This window comes from Chelativorans xinjiangensis (assembly GCF_009812055.1).
Taxonomy (GTDB): domain Bacteria; phylum Pseudomonadota; class Alphaproteobacteria; order Rhizobiales; family Rhizobiaceae; genus Chelativorans; species Chelativorans xinjiangense.
Window position 1 is genome coordinate 59,795 of record NZ_WQNH01000019.1, and the last position, 15,909, is coordinate 75,703.

The 15,909-nt window shown below is 63.1% G+C and carries 16 protein-coding genes and 1 pseudogene; 9 read left to right on the forward strand and 8 right to left on the reverse strand.

The window, feature by feature from the left end; translation table 11 throughout:
• The 3 genes from GM910_RS13815 to GM910_RS13825 form a co-directional block, all read right to left on the reverse strand.
• Positions 1-831: a sulfotransferase family protein gene (locus GM910_RS13815; protein WP_159588134.1), complete on the reverse strand. Its 831-nt coding sequence runs from the start codon at positions 829-831 to the stop codon at positions 1-3.
• 67 nt (positions 832-898) lie between these two features.
• Positions 899-1,897, reverse strand: a complete 999-nt coding sequence (locus GM910_RS13820) for a glycosyltransferase family 2 protein (protein WP_159588163.1) — start codon at positions 1,895-1,897, stop codon at positions 899-901.
• A 211-nt stretch (positions 1,898-2,108) separates the two neighbouring features.
• Complete coding sequence (locus GM910_RS13825) at positions 2,109-2,405, reverse strand: exopolysaccharide production repressor protein (protein ID WP_159588135.1); 297 nt, start codon at positions 2,403-2,405, stop codon at positions 2,109-2,111.
• A gap of 610 nt (positions 2,406-3,015) precedes the next feature.
• Here GM910_RS13825 and GM910_RS13830 point away from each other — a divergent pair.
• The 3 genes from GM910_RS13830 to GM910_RS13840 are packed head-to-tail and all read left to right on the forward strand — an operon-like array spanning position 3,016 to position 6,257.
• The gene (locus GM910_RS13830) at positions 3,016-3,696 is read left to right on the forward strand and encodes a sugar transferase (RefSeq protein ID WP_159588136.1); all 681 of its coding nucleotides are present in this window, start codon (positions 3,016-3,018) and stop codon (positions 3,694-3,696) included.
• Between the two features lie 4 nt (positions 3,697-3,700).
• Positions 3,701-4,990 carry a polysaccharide biosynthesis/export family protein gene (locus tag GM910_RS13835; protein WP_159588137.1) on the forward strand — a complete coding sequence of 430 codons (1,290 nt, stop codon included), beginning with the start codon at positions 3,701-3,703 and terminating at the stop codon, positions 4,988-4,990.
• A gap of 31 nt (positions 4,991-5,021) precedes the next feature.
• A complete protein-coding gene (locus tag GM910_RS13840) occupies positions 5,022-6,257 on the forward strand; it encodes an O-antigen ligase family protein (protein ID WP_246226120.1) in 1,236 nt (411 codons plus the stop codon).
• A 178-nt stretch (positions 6,258-6,435) separates the two neighbouring features.
• Here the strand turns inward: GM910_RS13840 and GM910_RS13845 are convergent, their stop codons facing one another.
• A complete protein-coding gene (locus GM910_RS13845; protein ID WP_159588138.1) occupies positions 6,436-7,152 on the reverse strand; it encodes a FadR/GntR family transcriptional regulator in 717 nt (238 codons plus the stop codon).
• 118 nt (positions 7,153-7,270) lie between these two features.
• Positions 7,271-7,417, reverse strand: coding sequence for a hypothetical protein (locus tag GM910_RS13850; RefSeq protein ID WP_159588139.1), 147 nt, complete (start codon positions 7,415-7,417; stop codon positions 7,271-7,273).
• 174 nt (positions 7,418-7,591) lie between these two features.
• Here GM910_RS13850 and GM910_RS13855 point away from each other — a divergent pair, with 174 nt between their 5' ends.
• The 6 genes from GM910_RS13855 to GM910_RS13880 all read left to right on the forward strand — a co-directional run bounded on the left by GM910_RS13855 (position 7,592) and on the right by GM910_RS13880 (position 14,437).
• Positions 7,592-9,205, forward strand: coding sequence for an ABC transporter substrate-binding protein (locus GM910_RS13855; protein ID WP_159588140.1), 1,614 nt, complete (start codon positions 7,592-7,594; stop codon positions 9,203-9,205).
• 106 nt (positions 9,206-9,311) lie between these two features.
• Positions 9,312-10,265, forward strand: coding sequence for an ABC transporter permease (locus tag GM910_RS13860; RefSeq protein ID WP_159588141.1), 954 nt, complete (start codon positions 9,312-9,314; stop codon positions 10,263-10,265).
• A 4-nt stretch (positions 10,266-10,269) separates the two neighbouring features.
• Entirely contained in the window at positions 10,270-11,166 is an 897-nt protein-coding gene (locus GM910_RS13865; protein ID WP_159588142.1) for an ABC transporter permease, read from the forward strand.
• A 4-nt stretch (positions 11,167-11,170) separates the two neighbouring features.
• Entirely contained in the window at positions 11,171-12,244 is a 1,074-nt protein-coding gene (locus tag GM910_RS13870) for an ABC transporter ATP-binding protein (RefSeq protein ID WP_159588143.1), read from the forward strand.
• Positions 12,237-13,247 (forward strand): ABC transporter ATP-binding protein, encoded by a 1,011-nt coding sequence (locus GM910_RS13875; protein WP_159588144.1) that lies wholly within the window; start codon positions 12,237-12,239, stop codon positions 13,245-13,247. Before GM910_RS13870 ends, GM910_RS13875 begins: the two co-directional genes overlap by 8 nt.
• 8 nt (positions 13,248-13,255) lie before the next feature.
• The gene (locus GM910_RS13880; RefSeq protein ID WP_201285499.1) at positions 13,256-14,437 is read left to right on the forward strand and encodes an amidase; all 1,182 of its coding nucleotides are present in this window, start codon (positions 13,256-13,258) and stop codon (positions 14,435-14,437) included.
• On the opposite strand, the gene GM910_RS13885 is transcribed toward GM910_RS13880, so the two are convergent.
• The 3 genes and pseudogenes from GM910_RS13885 to GM910_RS13895 form a co-directional block, all read right to left on the reverse strand.
• On the reverse strand, positions 14,394-15,071 hold the full coding sequence (locus GM910_RS13885; RefSeq protein ID WP_159588145.1) for an aspartate/glutamate racemase family protein: 678 nt from the start codon (positions 15,069-15,071) through the stop codon (positions 14,394-14,396). The two genes, GM910_RS13880 and GM910_RS13885, sit on opposite strands and share 44 nt — an antisense overlap.
• On the reverse strand, positions 15,068-15,328 hold the full coding sequence (locus GM910_RS13890; protein WP_159588146.1) for a hypothetical protein: 261 nt from the start codon (positions 15,326-15,328) through the stop codon (positions 15,068-15,070). Before GM910_RS13890 ends, GM910_RS13885 begins: the two co-directional genes overlap by 4 nt.
• A gap of 249 nt (positions 15,329-15,577) precedes the next feature.
• Positions 15,578-15,814: pseudogene (locus GM910_RS13895) on the reverse strand (GNAT family N-acetyltransferase); the annotation flags it as partial.
• Between the last annotated feature and the right edge of the window lie 95 nt (positions 15,815-15,909).

The window sequence follows — 15,909 nt, forward strand, 5'->3', positions numbered from 1 at the left end:
TCAGCTTCTGTCAGCATCTTCCCCGACTACGGCGCGGATTTCGGCAATCTGCTCCTCTGAGAGATCCTTCTTCCAGCGGTCGAGCGATTCGGACTTGACCTCGGGCTGCGGGATCGGCTCGTCCAGCCTGAGAAACTCCTGCAGCCGCACGAGTTCCCGCGTCGTTTCGGTCTGGAGTTCGTGGTAACGCATCCGGATCATCCGATCGCCAAGCACACCCTCCAACTCATCGAGCCGGTGCAGATGCGCGCGCCATCTCACGGCGCAGCGGCCGGCAAGCGACATCCGCGCATAGTCCTCGCGATTTTCCTCGGTGACGCCAAGAAAGCGGTTCGGCACCGGGTATGCGTCCCACTTTTCCGCCCAATAGCGGACGCCCTCGTGACGCAGGCTGCTTGCCACAGTTCCGAACACGTCGCGCAGTACACCGATGAAGAGGCCGGCAGGAAAGGCTTCGGCCAGCTTCTCGGCCAGCCAGATGTTCGGATGACTTTTGTCGAGCAGCCGCTTCGGCCGCGCGCTCGCCGCTTCGAGCCGATAACGCCGCAACAGGGAAGGCAGAAGCCGGTCCTCCGCTGTCGGGTCGATGGCCATTTCGGTGACCCACTCGAAGACGGGCGGCTTTTCGATGAGGGTATGCAGCGCCGTATGCGGTTCGAGAATCCAGGCGACCCAGTGCGTGCCCGAACGTCCCGTACCGAGCACGAAGACAGGATCAGGCTGGTAGTCGGTATCGAATGCGAGGCGGGCTCGCTGACCTGCCAGACGAAGGAAATCCGCAACCCGGTCGGGACGACCGCTAGAGATGTTTTGCGGCAATTGAATCGTCATGTGATGTACTCCGTTTCATATTGCCCTCCCACCGCGCAGAACGCCACGCGGCCCATGTCGATCTCGCTCAATCCGGTATCGCCAAACGTCCTCGAAGCAGGTAGCGCGGCATCTTGGCCGAAACCGCCGATTGCCGTTGCCGGTCCCCGCGCCGGCGCATAAATCCTTCCGCCTTGTCAGCAAGGATGCCGCCGGCAATTCTCGGAAGAGACATCGGGTGTGCGCACGCATCCAGTGTCGCGGCGGCCAGCCCCGACGCGGCCTTGACGTCGAGAAACCGCCGCAGCTCGTAACGCGTGCGAACGTGGTGCGCATGGCGTTTGAAATGCTTGCTTGCTCCCTGTGGCAGGGAACGCGATTGGATAAGCGCCTGGTCTGCCTCCCACAGTCGCTTCAGATCGTCCGTGGAGTGCTGCCCGCTCAGTGAATCCGGCCGGACGACAGCGCCATAGCCGCAGGCGCGCACGACTTTGTAGCGAGCGCCTTTCACCAGCGCGCGCGCATAGAGGTCGTAATCTTCGCCGAGCCGCAACTGCTCGTCATAGCGCAGACCATGGCGCTCGAGGAAAGCACGGCGCATGACCGGCTTCAGGAAGCCGATTTCGCCGCGGCGAACACCGCGCCCGGCAATGTTGCCTTCTATGAAGGCGCGCAAATCGAGGAAGTATGGCTCCGGCGCGAAGGGCGGCACGTCCGGCTCACCGTCATCGGCGTCGATGAACATTATATTATCCGCGACGAAGTCCCAGTCGTCACCGTCGAGAAGCGCGTCGAAACGGCCTGTCAGGAAAAAATCATCCGCGTCCAGTATGGCAATCAGAGGCGCCGTGGCGTTGGCTACCGCGTGATTGCGCGCGAAAGCTGGCCCCTGGTTCTGAGGAAGTCGCAACACTTGCAGGCGGCCGGTTCCGTCATCGGACCGCCACGCCGCTGCTGCGGTGTCGTCGGTCGACGCATCGTCGACAACGATCACCTCGCCCACCTTCGTCTCGCGCAGCGCTGACGTGATGGCACGGGCAATTGTATTGGTGGCGTTCCTGGCCGCGATGACCACACACACCATCATCTCCGGAGCCGATGAACCCACGTCAACCTCGTATAACGAACGTTGGACAGTGGCTGCGCCGCATAAGGCGCCACCACGACTAATGGATCGGTTCCTCCCAGAAAGTGGAGCTAGGGTGTACGCACAAAAGGGGAATTGCAATACGGCAGAGGTATGCTGCAGCTGCAGAATTGATTGGAGCGATACTAGCCGGATAAAGGTCTTTGACTATCTATAGTTGCGACGACCTTGTCACGCCGGGAACCTGATCCGCGCTTCCGGCCGGCTTTCCGCTCTTCATTGAAGCCGCCGTTTTCTCGCCTTCTGGAGCTTTGTTGTCGCTTTCCCCGCCGCGAGACGGCCACAAGACCATTATCAGAATAGTTGCAAAATAGCCGATCTGGATAATGACGGCGCAAGCCAGCGTGGAGACGAACGTCGTCCATACAGATTGCGTCACGATATATGTCGTGATTGCAAATGCGGTAAGGGCAATGAGCATGCCACGAAGGAAAAGCGGGAAAGACATGTCTAAGCCCGGCTAAGCCTTGCGTGTTTGTGCCCGAGGCAGATCATCTCGCCTTCCTCCCGCAGCAACGCTCATGTCTTCTTGCCGCCGTCGACATCGCCGATGAGTTCCACGTCATCGACGCGGGCTCGAATACAAAGCGTCCATCACTTTATATATTGAACCAAGAGGCGTGAAGCAATACGAGGCCCCACTTCGCACAGGATTCGTAACCCCTTTTTCAGATGGAGTCCGTGCTGCGCCGCGCTTGTCGACGAAGATGGCGCCCCGCTCAATTGAACATCCTGATCTAATCTGGACTACCGCCGGTGGACAGCGACAAAAATTCGTTCTTCTCTTAATTTTATAGTAAAATACATTAATTTAACATAACATTAGTGGAATAAGTAAAGGTGATCATTTCAAAAATACATGAAAGGCACCAGTATCAGCCCTACCCGCTCAAGAGCGCAAGATATGTATCGATGCGTTAGATAATATGATTCCGATTTTATCATCCTGCCAAACTTTCATCGTGTGCTTTACATAAACAGCAGGCTATCATGCTGCATTGCAGCATTCGCCTCGCATTGACCGCCACTAAACCGACTGCCACTGACTGGGGACGTACATGAAGCATGCGACAGGGTCAGCGGATCTATCCGTTGGAATCCGATACGGCGCCGAAGCAAAGCCCGTCCTGGGAGGCGTATTCAAACGCGGCTTCGACGTCGTCGCCGCCTTGATGGCAATCCTCTTCCTAAGTCCGCTACTCATTATGCTCGCCTTGCTGGTCAAGTTCTCCGACGGCGGGCGCGTGCTTTACGCCCACCCGCGCATCGGCCGGAATGGCAACACCTTCAGATGTATGAAGTTCCGCACGATGGTCGAGAACGGCTCCGAGGTGCTCGCCGCCCATCTGAGCCAGAATCCAGCTGCCCGCGCCGAATGGAATGCGACACGCAAACTGCAGAACGACCCGCGCATCACCCGTGTGGGCGCAGTGTTGCGCAAATTGAGCCTCGATGAGCTTCCGCAGCTGCTTAATATCCTGCGCGGCGAGATGAGCTTCGTCGGCCCCCGCCCGGTGGTGCAGGACGAGCTCGACATGTACGGTCCTGCAGCAGTCTATTATCTGCAGGCGCGTCCCGGGCTGACAGGGCTCTGGCAGGTCAGCGGGCGCAACGACGTCTCTTATGGCCAGCGTGTGGATTTCGACCAGTACTATGTTGAAAACTGGTCGCTCGCCTTCGATCTGCTGATCATCATAAAGACACTGCCTGCGGTTATTTCCTCACGCGGGAGTTATTGACGCCATGCCACATCGTGCGGGTTCGTGTGCAGGAAAGGCTACATCGAAGAGGTCCATCCCACTCCTTCGCTCGCGGCTCGTTTCCGTGCTGACCATAGTTGTGACCCTTCTGCTTCCGGCGGTCGCCGGAGCCGAGGAATACCTGCTCGGGCCCATGGACAAGCTGCACATCCGGGTCGCGGAATGGCAAAGTGCCGATGCTTCCGCACGCGATTGGTCGTCGGTCAGCGGCGACTATACCGTCGGTCCGTCCGGATCCATATCGATACCCTTCATCGGGGAGCTCCCGGCAGCCGGCAAGACGACCGCAGATCTCGCCGCGACAATCGGCGACGAACTGCAACAGACGCTCGGCTTGCTCAGCCGGCCCGACGCCTCGATCGAGGTGGCAGAGTTCCGCCCTGTCTTCATTTCCGGCGATGTCCAGGCCCCCGGCAAATACGCCTATGACCCCGGCCTGACCGTGCTGAAAGCTGTCAGCTTGGCAGGCGGCCTGCGCCGCGCGCCAAATGAGGGCATGCGGGTCGAGCGCGACTACATCAACGCGCATGGGAACCATGAGGTTTTGGCCGCCGAGCGCAACAGACTGATAGCGCGCCGTGCCCGGCTGATGGCCGAAGCCGAGGACAAGGCAGCAATCGATACTCCCGAAGAGTTCGCAGGAAGCGCCGAAGGCAAGAGGCTGATCGACGAGGAGACGGCTTTCATGAAGGCGCGCGAGGAGCAGATGGAGCGCTCGCTCTCCGCGCTCGACGATCTGAAGAATCTGCTCACCGGCGAAATCGTATCTCTGGAGAAGAAGATCGCAACGCAGAACCGCCAAATCCAGCTTTCGCGGGAGGAGCTCGAGGGGATCGGCGGCCTTGCTGAGCGCGGCCTTGTGGTCAATCAACGCCTTCTCAGCGTCGAACGCTCGATTGCAGACCTGGAAGGCAAGGTTCTGGACATGGAAACCGCCAAATTGCGGGCCAGGCAGGACATCAACCGCGCGGAGCGCGATGCGGCCACGCTCCGCAACGATCGCGAGACGGAGATTGCCCAGCAGTTGCAGGAGACGGAGGCCGCGATCGAGGCGCTGGACCTGAAGATTGCGATGTATCGCGGGCTGATGGTCGAAGCCGCTTCGCTGGCACCGGAGGTGGCCCTGAGCATGGACAAGGCCGCGGCCGAGGTGAGCTACCGGATCGTGCGCACGGTTGACGAGGAAACGCAGGAAGTCGCCGCCGACGAGAACACGGCGATCCGCCCCGGCGATGTGATCAAGGTGGACGTCGTCCCGCCGTCGGTTCAGTAGCTGCAGCGCGGCTCGCCACGAAAACCGCGAAATGAAGATCCCCGTTGCCCTCTTTGTCAGCCCGGACCGAAATTTCGGATACGGGGTCGTCGCGATTGCCGTTTCGCTCTTCGTCTTTGCCTATTCGACGCGCTTCGGCAAGGTGCCGATCCTTGTCTACTATGCCCTATGGCTGCCCCTGCCCTTCATCGATCCGCGGCGCTATCTCAGGGGCAACGCGCATCTTCCGTGGATCGTCGCCTTCGGCGTCTTCGCCCTCCTTTCGACCTTCTGGTCGGCAGCACCCGGCGCGACCGCCCGGGCAGGAGTGCAATATTTAACCCATATCGCCTGCGCACTGATCGCGGCGCGCAGCGTGAGCCCGCGCACGCTGACCTTCGGCGGACTGGCCGGCGTGGCGCTGGTGCTTGCCTATTCGCTCGCCGCGGGTGGCTATCACTACGACCCGATCGATGGCTCCTATACTTTCGTCGGTGCCTTCTCCTCGAAGAACCAGCTCGGCTTCTTCGCCTCGCTCGGCATCTATCTGGCCTTCGCGGCCCTCGTCCTGCTGCGCGAGCGCCGCCTGCTCGTGGCCCCAACGCTCGTCGTCGGCGCCTTATCCGGCTACTGCCTTCTCTTCTCGCAATCCGCCACTTCCGTCATCACCGTGGCGATTGCGCTTGCCGCCGGCCTCGCCATGAACACGCTGCAGCTATTCGCGCCCATACCGCGCAAGCTGCTCTTCGCCGCCGGCGTCGCCCTTGCACTTCTCAGCTTGTTTGCCGCCCTGCAGCTCGGCGCCTTCGACGCGGTTCTTGGCGCGTTCGGCAAGGATGCAACCCTGACCGGCCGCACCTATCTCTGGTCGGAAGGCATGGCGGCTGCGCGTGAACACCCGGTACTGGGAATGGGCTATCAGGCCTATTGGGTGCACGGCTTTGCGGACGCCGAACGGCTCTGGGAAGAATTCTACATCACGGCGCGGACAGGCTTCCACTTCCACAATACCTATATCGAGACGCTCGTCGAACTGGGAACGATCGGCCTGGTCCTGCTCGTCATACTGCTGATAGGCGTTATCGCCGGCCAGACGAGCATATTGCTCGGCAACCGGCACGATCCCGCCGCGCGGCTGATGTTCGGCCTCACCGTGATGCTGCTTCTCCGCTCGCTCGCGGAGGTTGACGTGATGACGCCCTATGTCGTCGGCTCTTTCCTGCTCTACTATGCGGCAGGCACCGCCTTCGACCTCTCCCGGCGCGTCGTGCACACCGTTCCTGGCTGAACAACCGGCATCCTCTTCGCCTGTTGTTACATCGTCAAAGGGGACGCGGCGGCTTCTTCAAGCAGGCATCGCCGTGCCCTGTGAGAAAGTGCTGGAATAGACGTCGCGCAGATGTCTTCTGCGCTCTTCCCCACAACGAGCGTCGAGGGCACTACGGGGACGTTCGGAACGGCAGCCCTCATTCCGGTGCGAGCGTTATGTTGCAGCGTTTGGCGGCTGCATCGATGTGGTCTTCCAGCGCTGCGCAGGCCGTGCGGACGTCTCTCTTTTCGAGCGCGTCGACGATCAAAAGATGTTCCCTGGCGGTATCCTTAACCTTCTCGATGATCACCATCGGGGCCCATTGGCTGCCCTGAATGGCGCCCCGCATCTGCGCCTGCAGGGCTTGAAAGATGCGATTGCCGCAGCGCGCGTAGATGAGGTCATGAAAAAGGCTGTCCTGCTCGGCCGCGCTCACCGCGTTGCCGGCGTTGCCGGCAGTGCCCAGCGCGAGCGCATACGCGCGCATGGCGGCTAGATCGGTTTGCCGAAAATGTGGCGCGGCGAGCGCGAGCGCGGCCGGCTCGACCGCCTTGCGGAACTGATATACCTCCCGCAGGGAGTAGCTGTGCGGAAACCTCCAGTTCTCCCCCGGCGTGGATTTGTCCGGCACGGCGATGAAGATGCCGCGCCCCACTTCCACGCGCACGATGCCGAGCGTTTCCAGCATGGAGATACCCTCTCGCACCGACGAACGGGACGCGCCGAGCGTTGTCGCCAGGACACGCTGCGAAGGTATCTGGTCTCCGGGCTTCAAGCCATCTTCCGCTATCACCCTTTGGATCGCTTCGGCGACACGCGCCGGCACCGAGCGGTTCGTCCGTCCATTGCTGCCGTTGTTCAATTCATTGCTCATGGGAAATGACGTCTTTCTACGCGCAATTGCCTATTAATTAGGCTTGCATAAACATCAGGCACTTAATACCGTCTACTGGTCCGACCGGTCGGGCCAAAGTCTGGAACCGGAGCATCCATCAGTCAATAGCAGCAGGTTGCAAGGCCTTCGCATGGATGGTGTAGCCACAGGTGAAGACAGGATCGCGATCCGAGTAGACGCGGCAATGCTCTTTGCTGCCGGCTATCGCCTGCCAGAGCGGCTCAACCGCAGAAATCATCGCCATTCCACTGAGGGCGCCACGATGGCCCCGCAGGGGAAGGCGGCGCGTCGTCACGTGCTCGCGGCGGCGTACCGCGCAAGGGAGGAACAGAGGGGTTCAAAAGCCTAAAAACAGGGAACCACGGGCATTCGGGAGGTATGCCGGTCGTGGGTTATTCCCGACAAGGAGAACGACAATATGATCTGGAAGTTCCTGAGGGGCGCCGCCCTTGCCGCCCTGCCTGCCGCCGCGATCGCAGCGGCACCTGTCGATGCGTTTGCCGCCGGCACCTTACGCATCGGCATGACCGCATCCGACATTCCGCTGACGACCGGCCAGACCGACCAGGGCGGCGAAGGCATGCGCTTCATGGGCTATACGGTCTATGACGCACTGGTGAACTGGGATCTGAGCAGCGCCGACAAGCCTTCCGTGCTCGCACCCGGCCTTGCCGTGGAGTGGGGTGCCGACGAAGCGGACCAGACGAAGTGGACCTTCAAGCTGCGTGAGGGCGTCACGTTCCACGATGGCAGCGCGTTCAACGCCGAAGCCGTCGTGTGGAACCTGGACAAGCTGCTCAAGGAGGATTCCGAGCAGTACGATCCGCGCCAGGCCGCTCAGGGCAAGAGCCGCATTCCAGCCGTCGCGAGCTACAAGGCGGTCGACGACCTGACGCTGGAGATCGTCACCAGGGAACCGGACGCCACCCTGCCCTACCAGCTTGCCTGGATCATGATCTCCTCGCCCGCCAATTGGGAAGAGCAGGGCAAGGATTGGGAAAAGGTCGCCTCCAGCCCATCCGGCACCGGCCCGTGGAAGCTCGAATCCTTCGTGCCGCGCGAGCGCGCCGAGCTCGTTCCCAACCCGGACTACTGGGACGAGACGCGCGTGCCCAAGCTTGACCGCCTGGTGCTTTTACCGTTGCCGGAGCCGAATGCCCGCTCGGCCGCCCTCATGTCCGGCCAGGTGGACTGGATCGAGGCGCCCGCGCCCGACCTCGTGCCGGCGCTGGAAGGCAATGGCTTCCAGATTGTCTCCAACACGCTGCCGCACAACTGGACCTGGCATCTGTCGCGCATGGAAGGCTCGCCATGGAACGACGTCAACGTCCGCAAGGCCGCCAACCTGGCGATCGACCGGGAAAGCCTGAAGCAGCTTCTGGGTGGCCTGATGGTGCCGGCGAAGGGCTTCCTGCCGCCGTCGTCGCAATGGTTCGGCGAGCCTGAATTCGACGTGCGCTATGACCCGGAGGAAGCAAGGAAGCTGCTGGCGGAATCCGGCTATGGCCCCGACAACCGGCTGAAGGTGAAGGCGCTGATTTCACCCTCGGGCTCGGGCCAGATGCTGCCGCTGCCGATGAACGAGTTCATCCAGCAGAACCTGGCCGAGGTCGGCATCGATGTCGAGTTCGAGGTGGTCGAGTGGAACACCATGATCAACATCTGGCGGGCCGGCGCCGGAAGCGAGAGCGCGCTCGGCACCCAGTCGATCAACTTCTCCTACTTCATCCAGGATCCCTTCACCGGCCTGATCCGCCACCTGTCCTGCGACCTGATCGCGCCGAACGGCACCAATTGGGGCCACTATTGCGATCCGGAGATGGACGCCCTCTTCAAGGAAATCCGCACCACCTTCGATCCGGAGGCACAGGACGAGGTCCTGCGCCGCACGCACGAAAAATATGTGAACGACGCCCTCTTCCTCATGGTGACCCACGACGTGGCGCCGCGGGCCCTGAGCCCCAAGGTCAAGGGCTTCGTGCAGGCGCAGAACTGGTTCCAGGATTTTTCGCCGATCACGATCGAGGAATAGCCAGCGCTAGGCCGGTCTCCGCCGTCGTCGCGGAGGCCGGCATCCTTTCCGCATGGGCGCGTGGCGGCCGTGCGGGCATGCAGCCACCCGTTCAGGAAAACCGGCCATGCTCACCTATTTCATCCAGCGGCTTGTCTATGTGGTTCCCGTCTCGCTGGGCGTCAGCGTGTTCTGCTTCCTGCTCGTGCACATTGCGCCGGGCGATCCGCTGACGGCGGTCATGCCCATCGACGCAACGGCCGAGCAGCAGGCCGCCATGCGCGCGGCCTACGGCTTCGACAAGCCGCTGCCGGTGCAATTCCTTGTCTGGCTGGGCAATGCGCTTACGGGCGATCTCGGCAATTCCATCGCCACCGGGCGCCCGGTGGCAGGCGAAGTCATGAGGGCGGTCGGCAACACGCTGATCCTAGCCTTTGCCGCGTCGCTGATCGGCTTCTCGCTCGGCATTCTCTTCGGCTTCGTCGCCGGCTATTTCAAGGACACGCCGGTCGACCGCGCGGTGACCGCGCTGTCGATCACCGGCGTTTCGGTTCCCAATTACTGGCTGGGCATCGTGCTGGTGGTGATCTTCTCCGTCACCCTCGGCTGGCTGCCGTCCACCGGGGCCGGCCCCGGCGGCTCCAGTGCCTGGAAATGGGACGTCGAGCATCTGCGCTTCATCATCCTGCCTGCCGTGACGCTCTCCGTCGTGCCCATGGGCATCGTCGCGCGTACTGTGCGCGCGCTGGTCGGCGATATCCTGTCACAGGATTTCGTCACTGCGCTGGCGGCCAAGGGCATGGGCAGGGCGGGCATATTGCGCCATGTCATGCGCAATGTCGCGCCGACAACGCTTTCCGTGGTCGGCCTCCAGCTCGGCTACCTGCTCGGCGGATCGATCCTGATAGAGACCGTTTTCAACTGGCCGGGGACAGGCTTCCTCCTGTCCAACGCCATCTTCCAGCGCGATCTGCCGCTTCTTCAAGGCACGATCCTGGTGCTGGCGCTGTTCTTCGTGTTCGTCAACCTCCTCGTCGATCTGGTCCAGCCCCTGGTCGACCCGCGCATCAAGAGAGGGTGATGGCATGAGCGTGACTGCCGAAACGACCATGGAAATCGCACGGGAAGAGGTTTCCGGCAGTTCCAGGGGATATTGGCACGAGGTTTTCCGGCGGCTGCGCCGCGACCCGGTGGCGATGGCCTGCGGCACGCTGATCCTCCTCCTTCTCGCAGCGGTGATCCTTGCGCCCTGGCTCGCCCTGCAGGACCCGGTCACCGGAAGCATGATCCAGCGGCTGAAGCCGGTGGGAACGCCCGGCCATCTTCTGGGCACCGACGAGCTCGGACGCGACATGCTGAGCCGCCTCGTCTATGGCGGGCGGCTGACCCTTCTGCTGGGGCTCCTGCCCGTGCTCTTCGCTTTCGCGATCGGAACGGCGCTGGGCGTCTTTGCCGGCTATGTCGGCGGCATCTTCAATACGGTCATCATGCGGGTGGTGGACATATTCTTCGCCTTCCCGTCGATCCTGCTGGCGATCGCCATTTCCGGCGCGCTCGGCGCGGGCATCGTCAACAGTCTCGTCTCGCTGACCATCGTCTTCATCCCGCCGATCACCCGCGTCGCGGAGAGTGTCACAGCCTCGGTGCGTTCCCTCGAATATGTCGACGCCGCGCGCATTTCCGGGGCAGGCCCCCTGACGGTCGTGCGGGTGCACGTGCTCGGCAACGTGCTCAGCCCCATCTTCGTCTATGCGACCAGCCTGACCAGCGTCTCCATGATCCTGGCCGCCGGCCTCTCCTTCCTCGGCCTCGGCGTGCGCCCGCCCGAGCCGGAATGGGGCCTGATGCTCAACACGCTGCGCACGGCGATCTACATCGATCCGCTGATCGCCGCCCTGCCCGGCGTCATGATCTTTCTCACCTCGCTGTGCCTCAACCTCCTGAGCGACGGCCTCAGAAGCGCGATGAACGTGAAGGATTAGCCGCATGACCGACCAGCAAGGAACTGACCTGAATGCGTCGCCCGATCGTGGCGGTCCGGCACAGCCGCTCGTGATCGCCAGGGCTCTGAAGCGCTATTTCCCCATTCGCAAGGGGCTGTTCGGACGGGGGAAGGGAGCCGTCCAGGCCGTAGACGATGTTTCCTTCACCGTTCGCAAGGGCGAGACGCTCGGCATCGTCGGCGAGTCCGGCTGCGGCAAGTCGACGACGGCACGACTGCTCGTCGGACTGGCCGACATCGATTCCGGCGACCTGATCTTCGACGGCGACAAGCTCGGCGCCACACTGACGCACAGGGAGCTCTGGGCTGGCGTGCAGATGGTGTTCCAAGACAGCTATGCCTCCCTCAACCCGCGCATGACCATCGAGGACACGATCGCCTTCGGTCCGAAGATGCGCGGCGTGGCGGCCAAGCAGGCCCATGCGGCCGCGCGCGATCTCCTGGCCCGCGTCGGCCTTGCGCCGGAACGTTTCGCGGGTCGCTACCCGCACGAACTCTCGGGAGGCCAGCGCCAGCGCGTGAACATCGCCCGCGCGCTCGCCATGCGGCCACGGCTGATCATCCTGGACGAAGCGGTCTCGGCGCTCGACAAATCGGTGGAGGCGCAGGTTCTCAATCTTCTGGCCGACCTCAAGGCCGAATTTGGCCTGACCTACGTCTTCATCTCGCACGACCTGAACGTGGTTCGGTTCATCTCCGACCGGATCATGGTCATGTATCTCGGCGAGGTGGTGGAGATCGGTCCGGTGGAAAGCCTCTGGAAGAAGCGCGCCCACCCCTATACGGCCGCCCTCTTCGCCGCCATGCCCTCCATGGACCCCGACAACCGCACCGAAGTGCCGCCGCTGGCGGGCGATCCTCCGAACCCCATCAACCCGCCCTCCGGTTGCCGCTTCCACACGCGTTGCCGCTTTGCCGAGGAAGTCTGCGCGACGATGAAACCGGCCGCGAGGCCGGTTGACGGCGAGGCCGCCCACATGGCCGCGTGCCACGTTCTGGACCCGCGCTCGGGCCACACGATGGCCGGCGCGCCGGGCCTGGAGACGGCGGATGCGTGAGACCCTGTTGGAAATCTCAGGATTGAATGTCCGCTTCTCCGGTGCACGCACCGTGCACGCGGTCAATGACCTCAGCCTCAGCCTCGACACGGGCGAGGTGCTGACCATACTGGGCGAATCCGGCTCCGGAAAGAGCGTGACGCTGAAGGCCCTCTTGCGGCTTTTGCCGGAGAAGAGGACAGCAATCGGCGGCTCTATGAAACTCGACGGCATCGACGTCATGGGACTGAAAGGCCGGGCGCTTTCCGATTATCGCGGCAAGACCGTCTCCATGATCTTCCAGGAACCGGCGCTGGCGCTCGACCCGGTCTATACGATCGGCGACCAGATCGCAGAAGCGGTGCGCCGCCACACCGGGGCAAGCCGCGCGCAGGCGATGGACGTGGCGCTCGACATGCTCAAGCGGGTGCGCATTCCCTCGGCGGAGCAGCGCCTGCGGAACTATCCGCACGAGATGTCGGGCGGCATGCGTCAGCGGGCAATGGTCGCGCTCGCGCTTGCCTGCCGGCCCAGGCTGCTGCTCGCCGATGAGCCGACGACGGCGCTCGATGCGACGGTCCAGATCCAGGTGTTGCTGCTGCTGCGCGAATTGCAGAAGGAGTTCGGCATGAGCATCATATTCGTCACCCACGACATCGGCGTCGCGGTGGAGATCTCGGACCGCATCGCGGTGATGTACGCGGGCAACATCGTCGAGGAAGGTTCCGCCGCCGAAATCATCCGCGATCCGCGCCATCCCTATACGCGCGGCCTCCTGGCCGCCAATCTACACGATGCCGAACGCGGGTCGCGCCTTGAGGCCATCCCCGGCAGTCCGCCGCCCCTGGCAACGAAACCGGATCACTGCTCCTTCGCGCCGCGCTGCCCGCATGTGACGCCGGCATGTCTTAAGGCGCTGCCGCCCGTGTTCCGGCCGGGGCCCCGGCGGCGCGTCGCCTGCGTTCTCGGAGAACGCGCCTTCACAACGGCCCAACAGGTGCCCGTGCACGAAGCTGCTCAATAGGCATTTCGATGTTGCTGCAAGACGATCCTTTCCACGCCTTCGTGCCGTATCCGCCGGTCGAAGTTCCTTCCGCCGCCACCGGCCCGCTTGCCGGGCTACGCGTAGCGGTCAAGGATATCTTCGACGTCGCGGGCTATCGTACCGGATGCGGTTGCCCGCTGAAGCTCGCCGAAAGCGAGGCCAAGGTCGCGACGGCTCCCGCCATCCAGCGCGTGTTCGACGCCGGCGCCCGCTTCGTCGGCAAGACGCATACGGACGAACTGGCCTGGTCGCTCTACGGCATGAACCCACATTTCGGCACACCGGTGAACCCCGCCGCGCCGGACCGCATTCCGGGCGGCTCGTCTTCCGGCTCCGCCGTTGCCGTTGCCGCCGGCCTCGCCGATATCGGCATCGGCACGGACACGGGCGGGTCGGTGCGCGCGCCGGCCAGCTTCTGCGGCATCTGGGGCCTGCGGCCTACCCATGGCCGCATCCCGCTCGAAGGCTGCATGGAGCTTGCCGCCAGCCTCGACACATGCGGCTTCCTTGCCCGCGACGCGGTCACGATGGAAGCGGTGGGCGCAGTGATGCTCGGAGACGACAAGACCGTCCTGCCGGAAGAGCCGCGCCTTCTGCTGGCCCTGGACATGGCCGACAGACTGGCGCCCAAACAGAGAGCCATCTTCGACAGCGCCTATGCCCATCTGACTATCGAATCCGCTCCCGTCTACCCCGAAGGCGGCGCGGACGCGCTCTACGAGGCATTCCGCGACATCCAGTCGGCGGACTGCAACCGCTCGGTCGTGCCCTGGATGACGGCAGCCCGCATCCCGCTGGCGCGCGGGCTCGACCAGCGCTACGCCTATGCGCGTGCCATGACGGCGGAAAAAGAAGCCGCCACCAACGGCCTCCGTCAAGGGCTGCGGCAGAAACTGGACGCACTTCTGGGCACTGACAGCATCCTGCTTGCGCCGGCCGTCCACGACGCGCCATTCCGCCTGGATGCGCCCGATGCCGTCTTCGACGGCTACCGGCATGAAGCAATGAAACTCCTGTGCGTTGCCGGCCTGGCCGGTCTGCCGCAGCTCGTTCTGCCCGCCGGCCGGGTCGATGATGCGCCCTTCGGCGTCTCGCTGATCGGCCCACGCGGGTCGGACCGTTCGCTCATTGCGGCAGCGGCGCGCCTGATGCACCCTCGCCAATCATAGACCTGATGCGCCTCGCCGCGGCGGGAACCGGCTCAATGATGGGGATGGCGCAAACTCGGTGCAATTGAGCAGCCGCCCTTGCCAGAGGGCCGCCACCAATAATGACGGCTTCGGCACCCGACTGGGCGGCCTTCTCCACTGCCGCCTTCAGAAACGCGATCAGGCGTGCCTCCTCGGCTATCGCTTCCACAGGATCCGCCTCCGTGAAAATCGTGCCGGCGAACTGCGCAACAAGGCCCGCCCGCGCCACCCGGGCGGTAATCGCATCTTCCAGTGCGGGTGTCGTCGTAGCCACGGCGAAACGCCGGCCACCGGCGGCGGCCTCATGGAAGCTGGCTTCGCCGATCCCGCAGACTGGCACGGTGAGGCGCCGCCGTGCCTCGTCGAGCCCGGGGTCCCCGAAGGCCGCGATGATGACGCCTTCCAAAGGTTCCCGCCGCGCGAACGCTTCCTCGAGCAATGCTGATACCGCCCTGGCGCCGGCGGCAAGCGCTTCCGGTTCAGTGATCATGGATGCACCGAAAGGCGCGGTGCGACCGGCGAAGTCCAGGCCGGTCCCCGCAGAAAGCGCGATCTCGACCATTGCTGCGGTTGTCGAACCGTTGGTGTTGGGATTGACGAGAAGCACGGTCATTCGGCGGTCCTATTGATGTTCGAGCCGAGCGCGAAAGCTTCGCCCCAGAAGCACATGGCGCAGTTCGGGTCCAGTCTCTGGGCTTCCTGGAAAGAGCACCGGGCCTCGGTATGGTTGAAGGCCCAGGTCAGCCGAAGGCCCTGATCGAAATAGGCTTGCGCCTCGCTGCTGCCCGTGGTGACAGGCATCGTCATGTCGCCAAGGCCCCATAGAGCGGCGGCCTTCCAGCTTCGGTCTGTCGCCGGTGCCGGCAGCAAGGCTAACGCCCGGTTTGAAGAGCTCGGTCTTTGGCGGTGTCGCCTCGTGTGCCGACGCGCTTACCGCACGTAGGGAGGTGGCGAGCATCAAAGAGCCCGCCAGAGCGTGTAGTGAGAAGTTTGTCTTAGACTGCATTTTTCTTTCCTTTCTGGCATACCGTCCTCTTGCCGGAGCTACGGCACCGGCGCGCAGACTGTTTCAATGGTGGTGTGCGGTCTGCGGGTCAGGTCGCGACCTGACCCGCTATTTCAGCAGTTCTTGACCAGCAGCAATGCATCGCCGTCCCGATAATGGAGGCTTGGATGAGGGACGATCGGCCGCCGCGCGACCTCTCGAAAACCGCGTTTGCGATAGAAATCGAGCGCGCGCTGGTTACGCTCGAAGCAGATGAGGGAGATGCGCGGCAGACCCTTGGCGAGTGCCAGGCCGTGCACGCAATCCATCAAATCGCCCCCGATCCCCTGGCCGCGGTGAGGGGCGTGGACTGCAAGCCCTGAGTGCCTGAATCATAAAGATCGGTTGGATTTCATGGTCTTGCGAGCCGCCGCGTGAGCATGCGGATGCTGGCGATGAGAACCCA

Bases quoted from the DNA above. Each gene is read 5' to 3' on its own strand.
- GM910_RS13815 (WP_159588134.1), bottom strand. From the start codon at position 831: ATGACGATTCAATTGCCGCAAAACATCTCTAGCGGTCGTCCCGACCGG.
- GM910_RS13820 (WP_159588163.1), bottom strand. From the start codon at position 1,897: ATGATGGTGTGTGTGGTCATCGCGGCCAGGAACGCCACCAATACAATT.
- GM910_RS13825 (WP_159588135.1), bottom strand. From the start codon at position 2,405: ATGTCTTTCCCGCTTTTCCTTCGTGGCATGCTCATTGCCCTTACCGCA.
- GM910_RS13830 (WP_159588136.1), top strand. From the start codon at position 3,016: ATGAAGCATGCGACAGGGTCAGCGGATCTATCCGTTGGAATCCGATAC.
- GM910_RS13835 (WP_159588137.1), top strand. From the start codon at position 3,701: ATGCCACATCGTGCGGGTTCGTGTGCAGGAAAGGCTACATCGAAGAGG.
- GM910_RS13840 (WP_246226120.1), top strand. From the start codon at position 5,022: ATGAAGATCCCCGTTGCCCTCTTTGTCAGCCCGGACCGAAATTTCGGA.
- GM910_RS13845 (WP_159588138.1), bottom strand. From the start codon at position 7,152: ATGAGCAATGAATTGAACAACGGCAGCAATGGACGGACGAACCGCTCG.
- GM910_RS13850 (WP_159588139.1), bottom strand. From the start codon at position 7,417: ATGGCGATGATTTCTGCGGTTGAGCCGCTCTGGCAGGCGATAGCCGGC.
- GM910_RS13855 (WP_159588140.1), top strand. From the start codon at position 7,592: ATGATCTGGAAGTTCCTGAGGGGCGCCGCCCTTGCCGCCCTGCCTGCC.
- GM910_RS13860 (WP_159588141.1), top strand. From the start codon at position 9,312: ATGCTCACCTATTTCATCCAGCGGCTTGTCTATGTGGTTCCCGTCTCG.
- GM910_RS13865 (WP_159588142.1), top strand. From the start codon at position 10,270: ATGAGCGTGACTGCCGAAACGACCATGGAAATCGCACGGGAAGAGGTT.
- GM910_RS13870 (WP_159588143.1), top strand. From the start codon at position 11,171: ATGACCGACCAGCAAGGAACTGACCTGAATGCGTCGCCCGATCGTGGC.
- GM910_RS13875 (WP_159588144.1), top strand. From the start codon at position 12,237: ATGCGTGAGACCCTGTTGGAAATCTCAGGATTGAATGTCCGCTTCTCC.
- GM910_RS13880 (WP_201285499.1), top strand. From the start codon at position 13,256: ATGTTGCTGCAAGACGATCCTTTCCACGCCTTCGTGCCGTATCCGCCG.
- GM910_RS13885 (WP_159588145.1), bottom strand. From the start codon at position 15,071: ATGACCGTGCTTCTCGTCAATCCCAACACCAACGGTTCGACAACCGCA.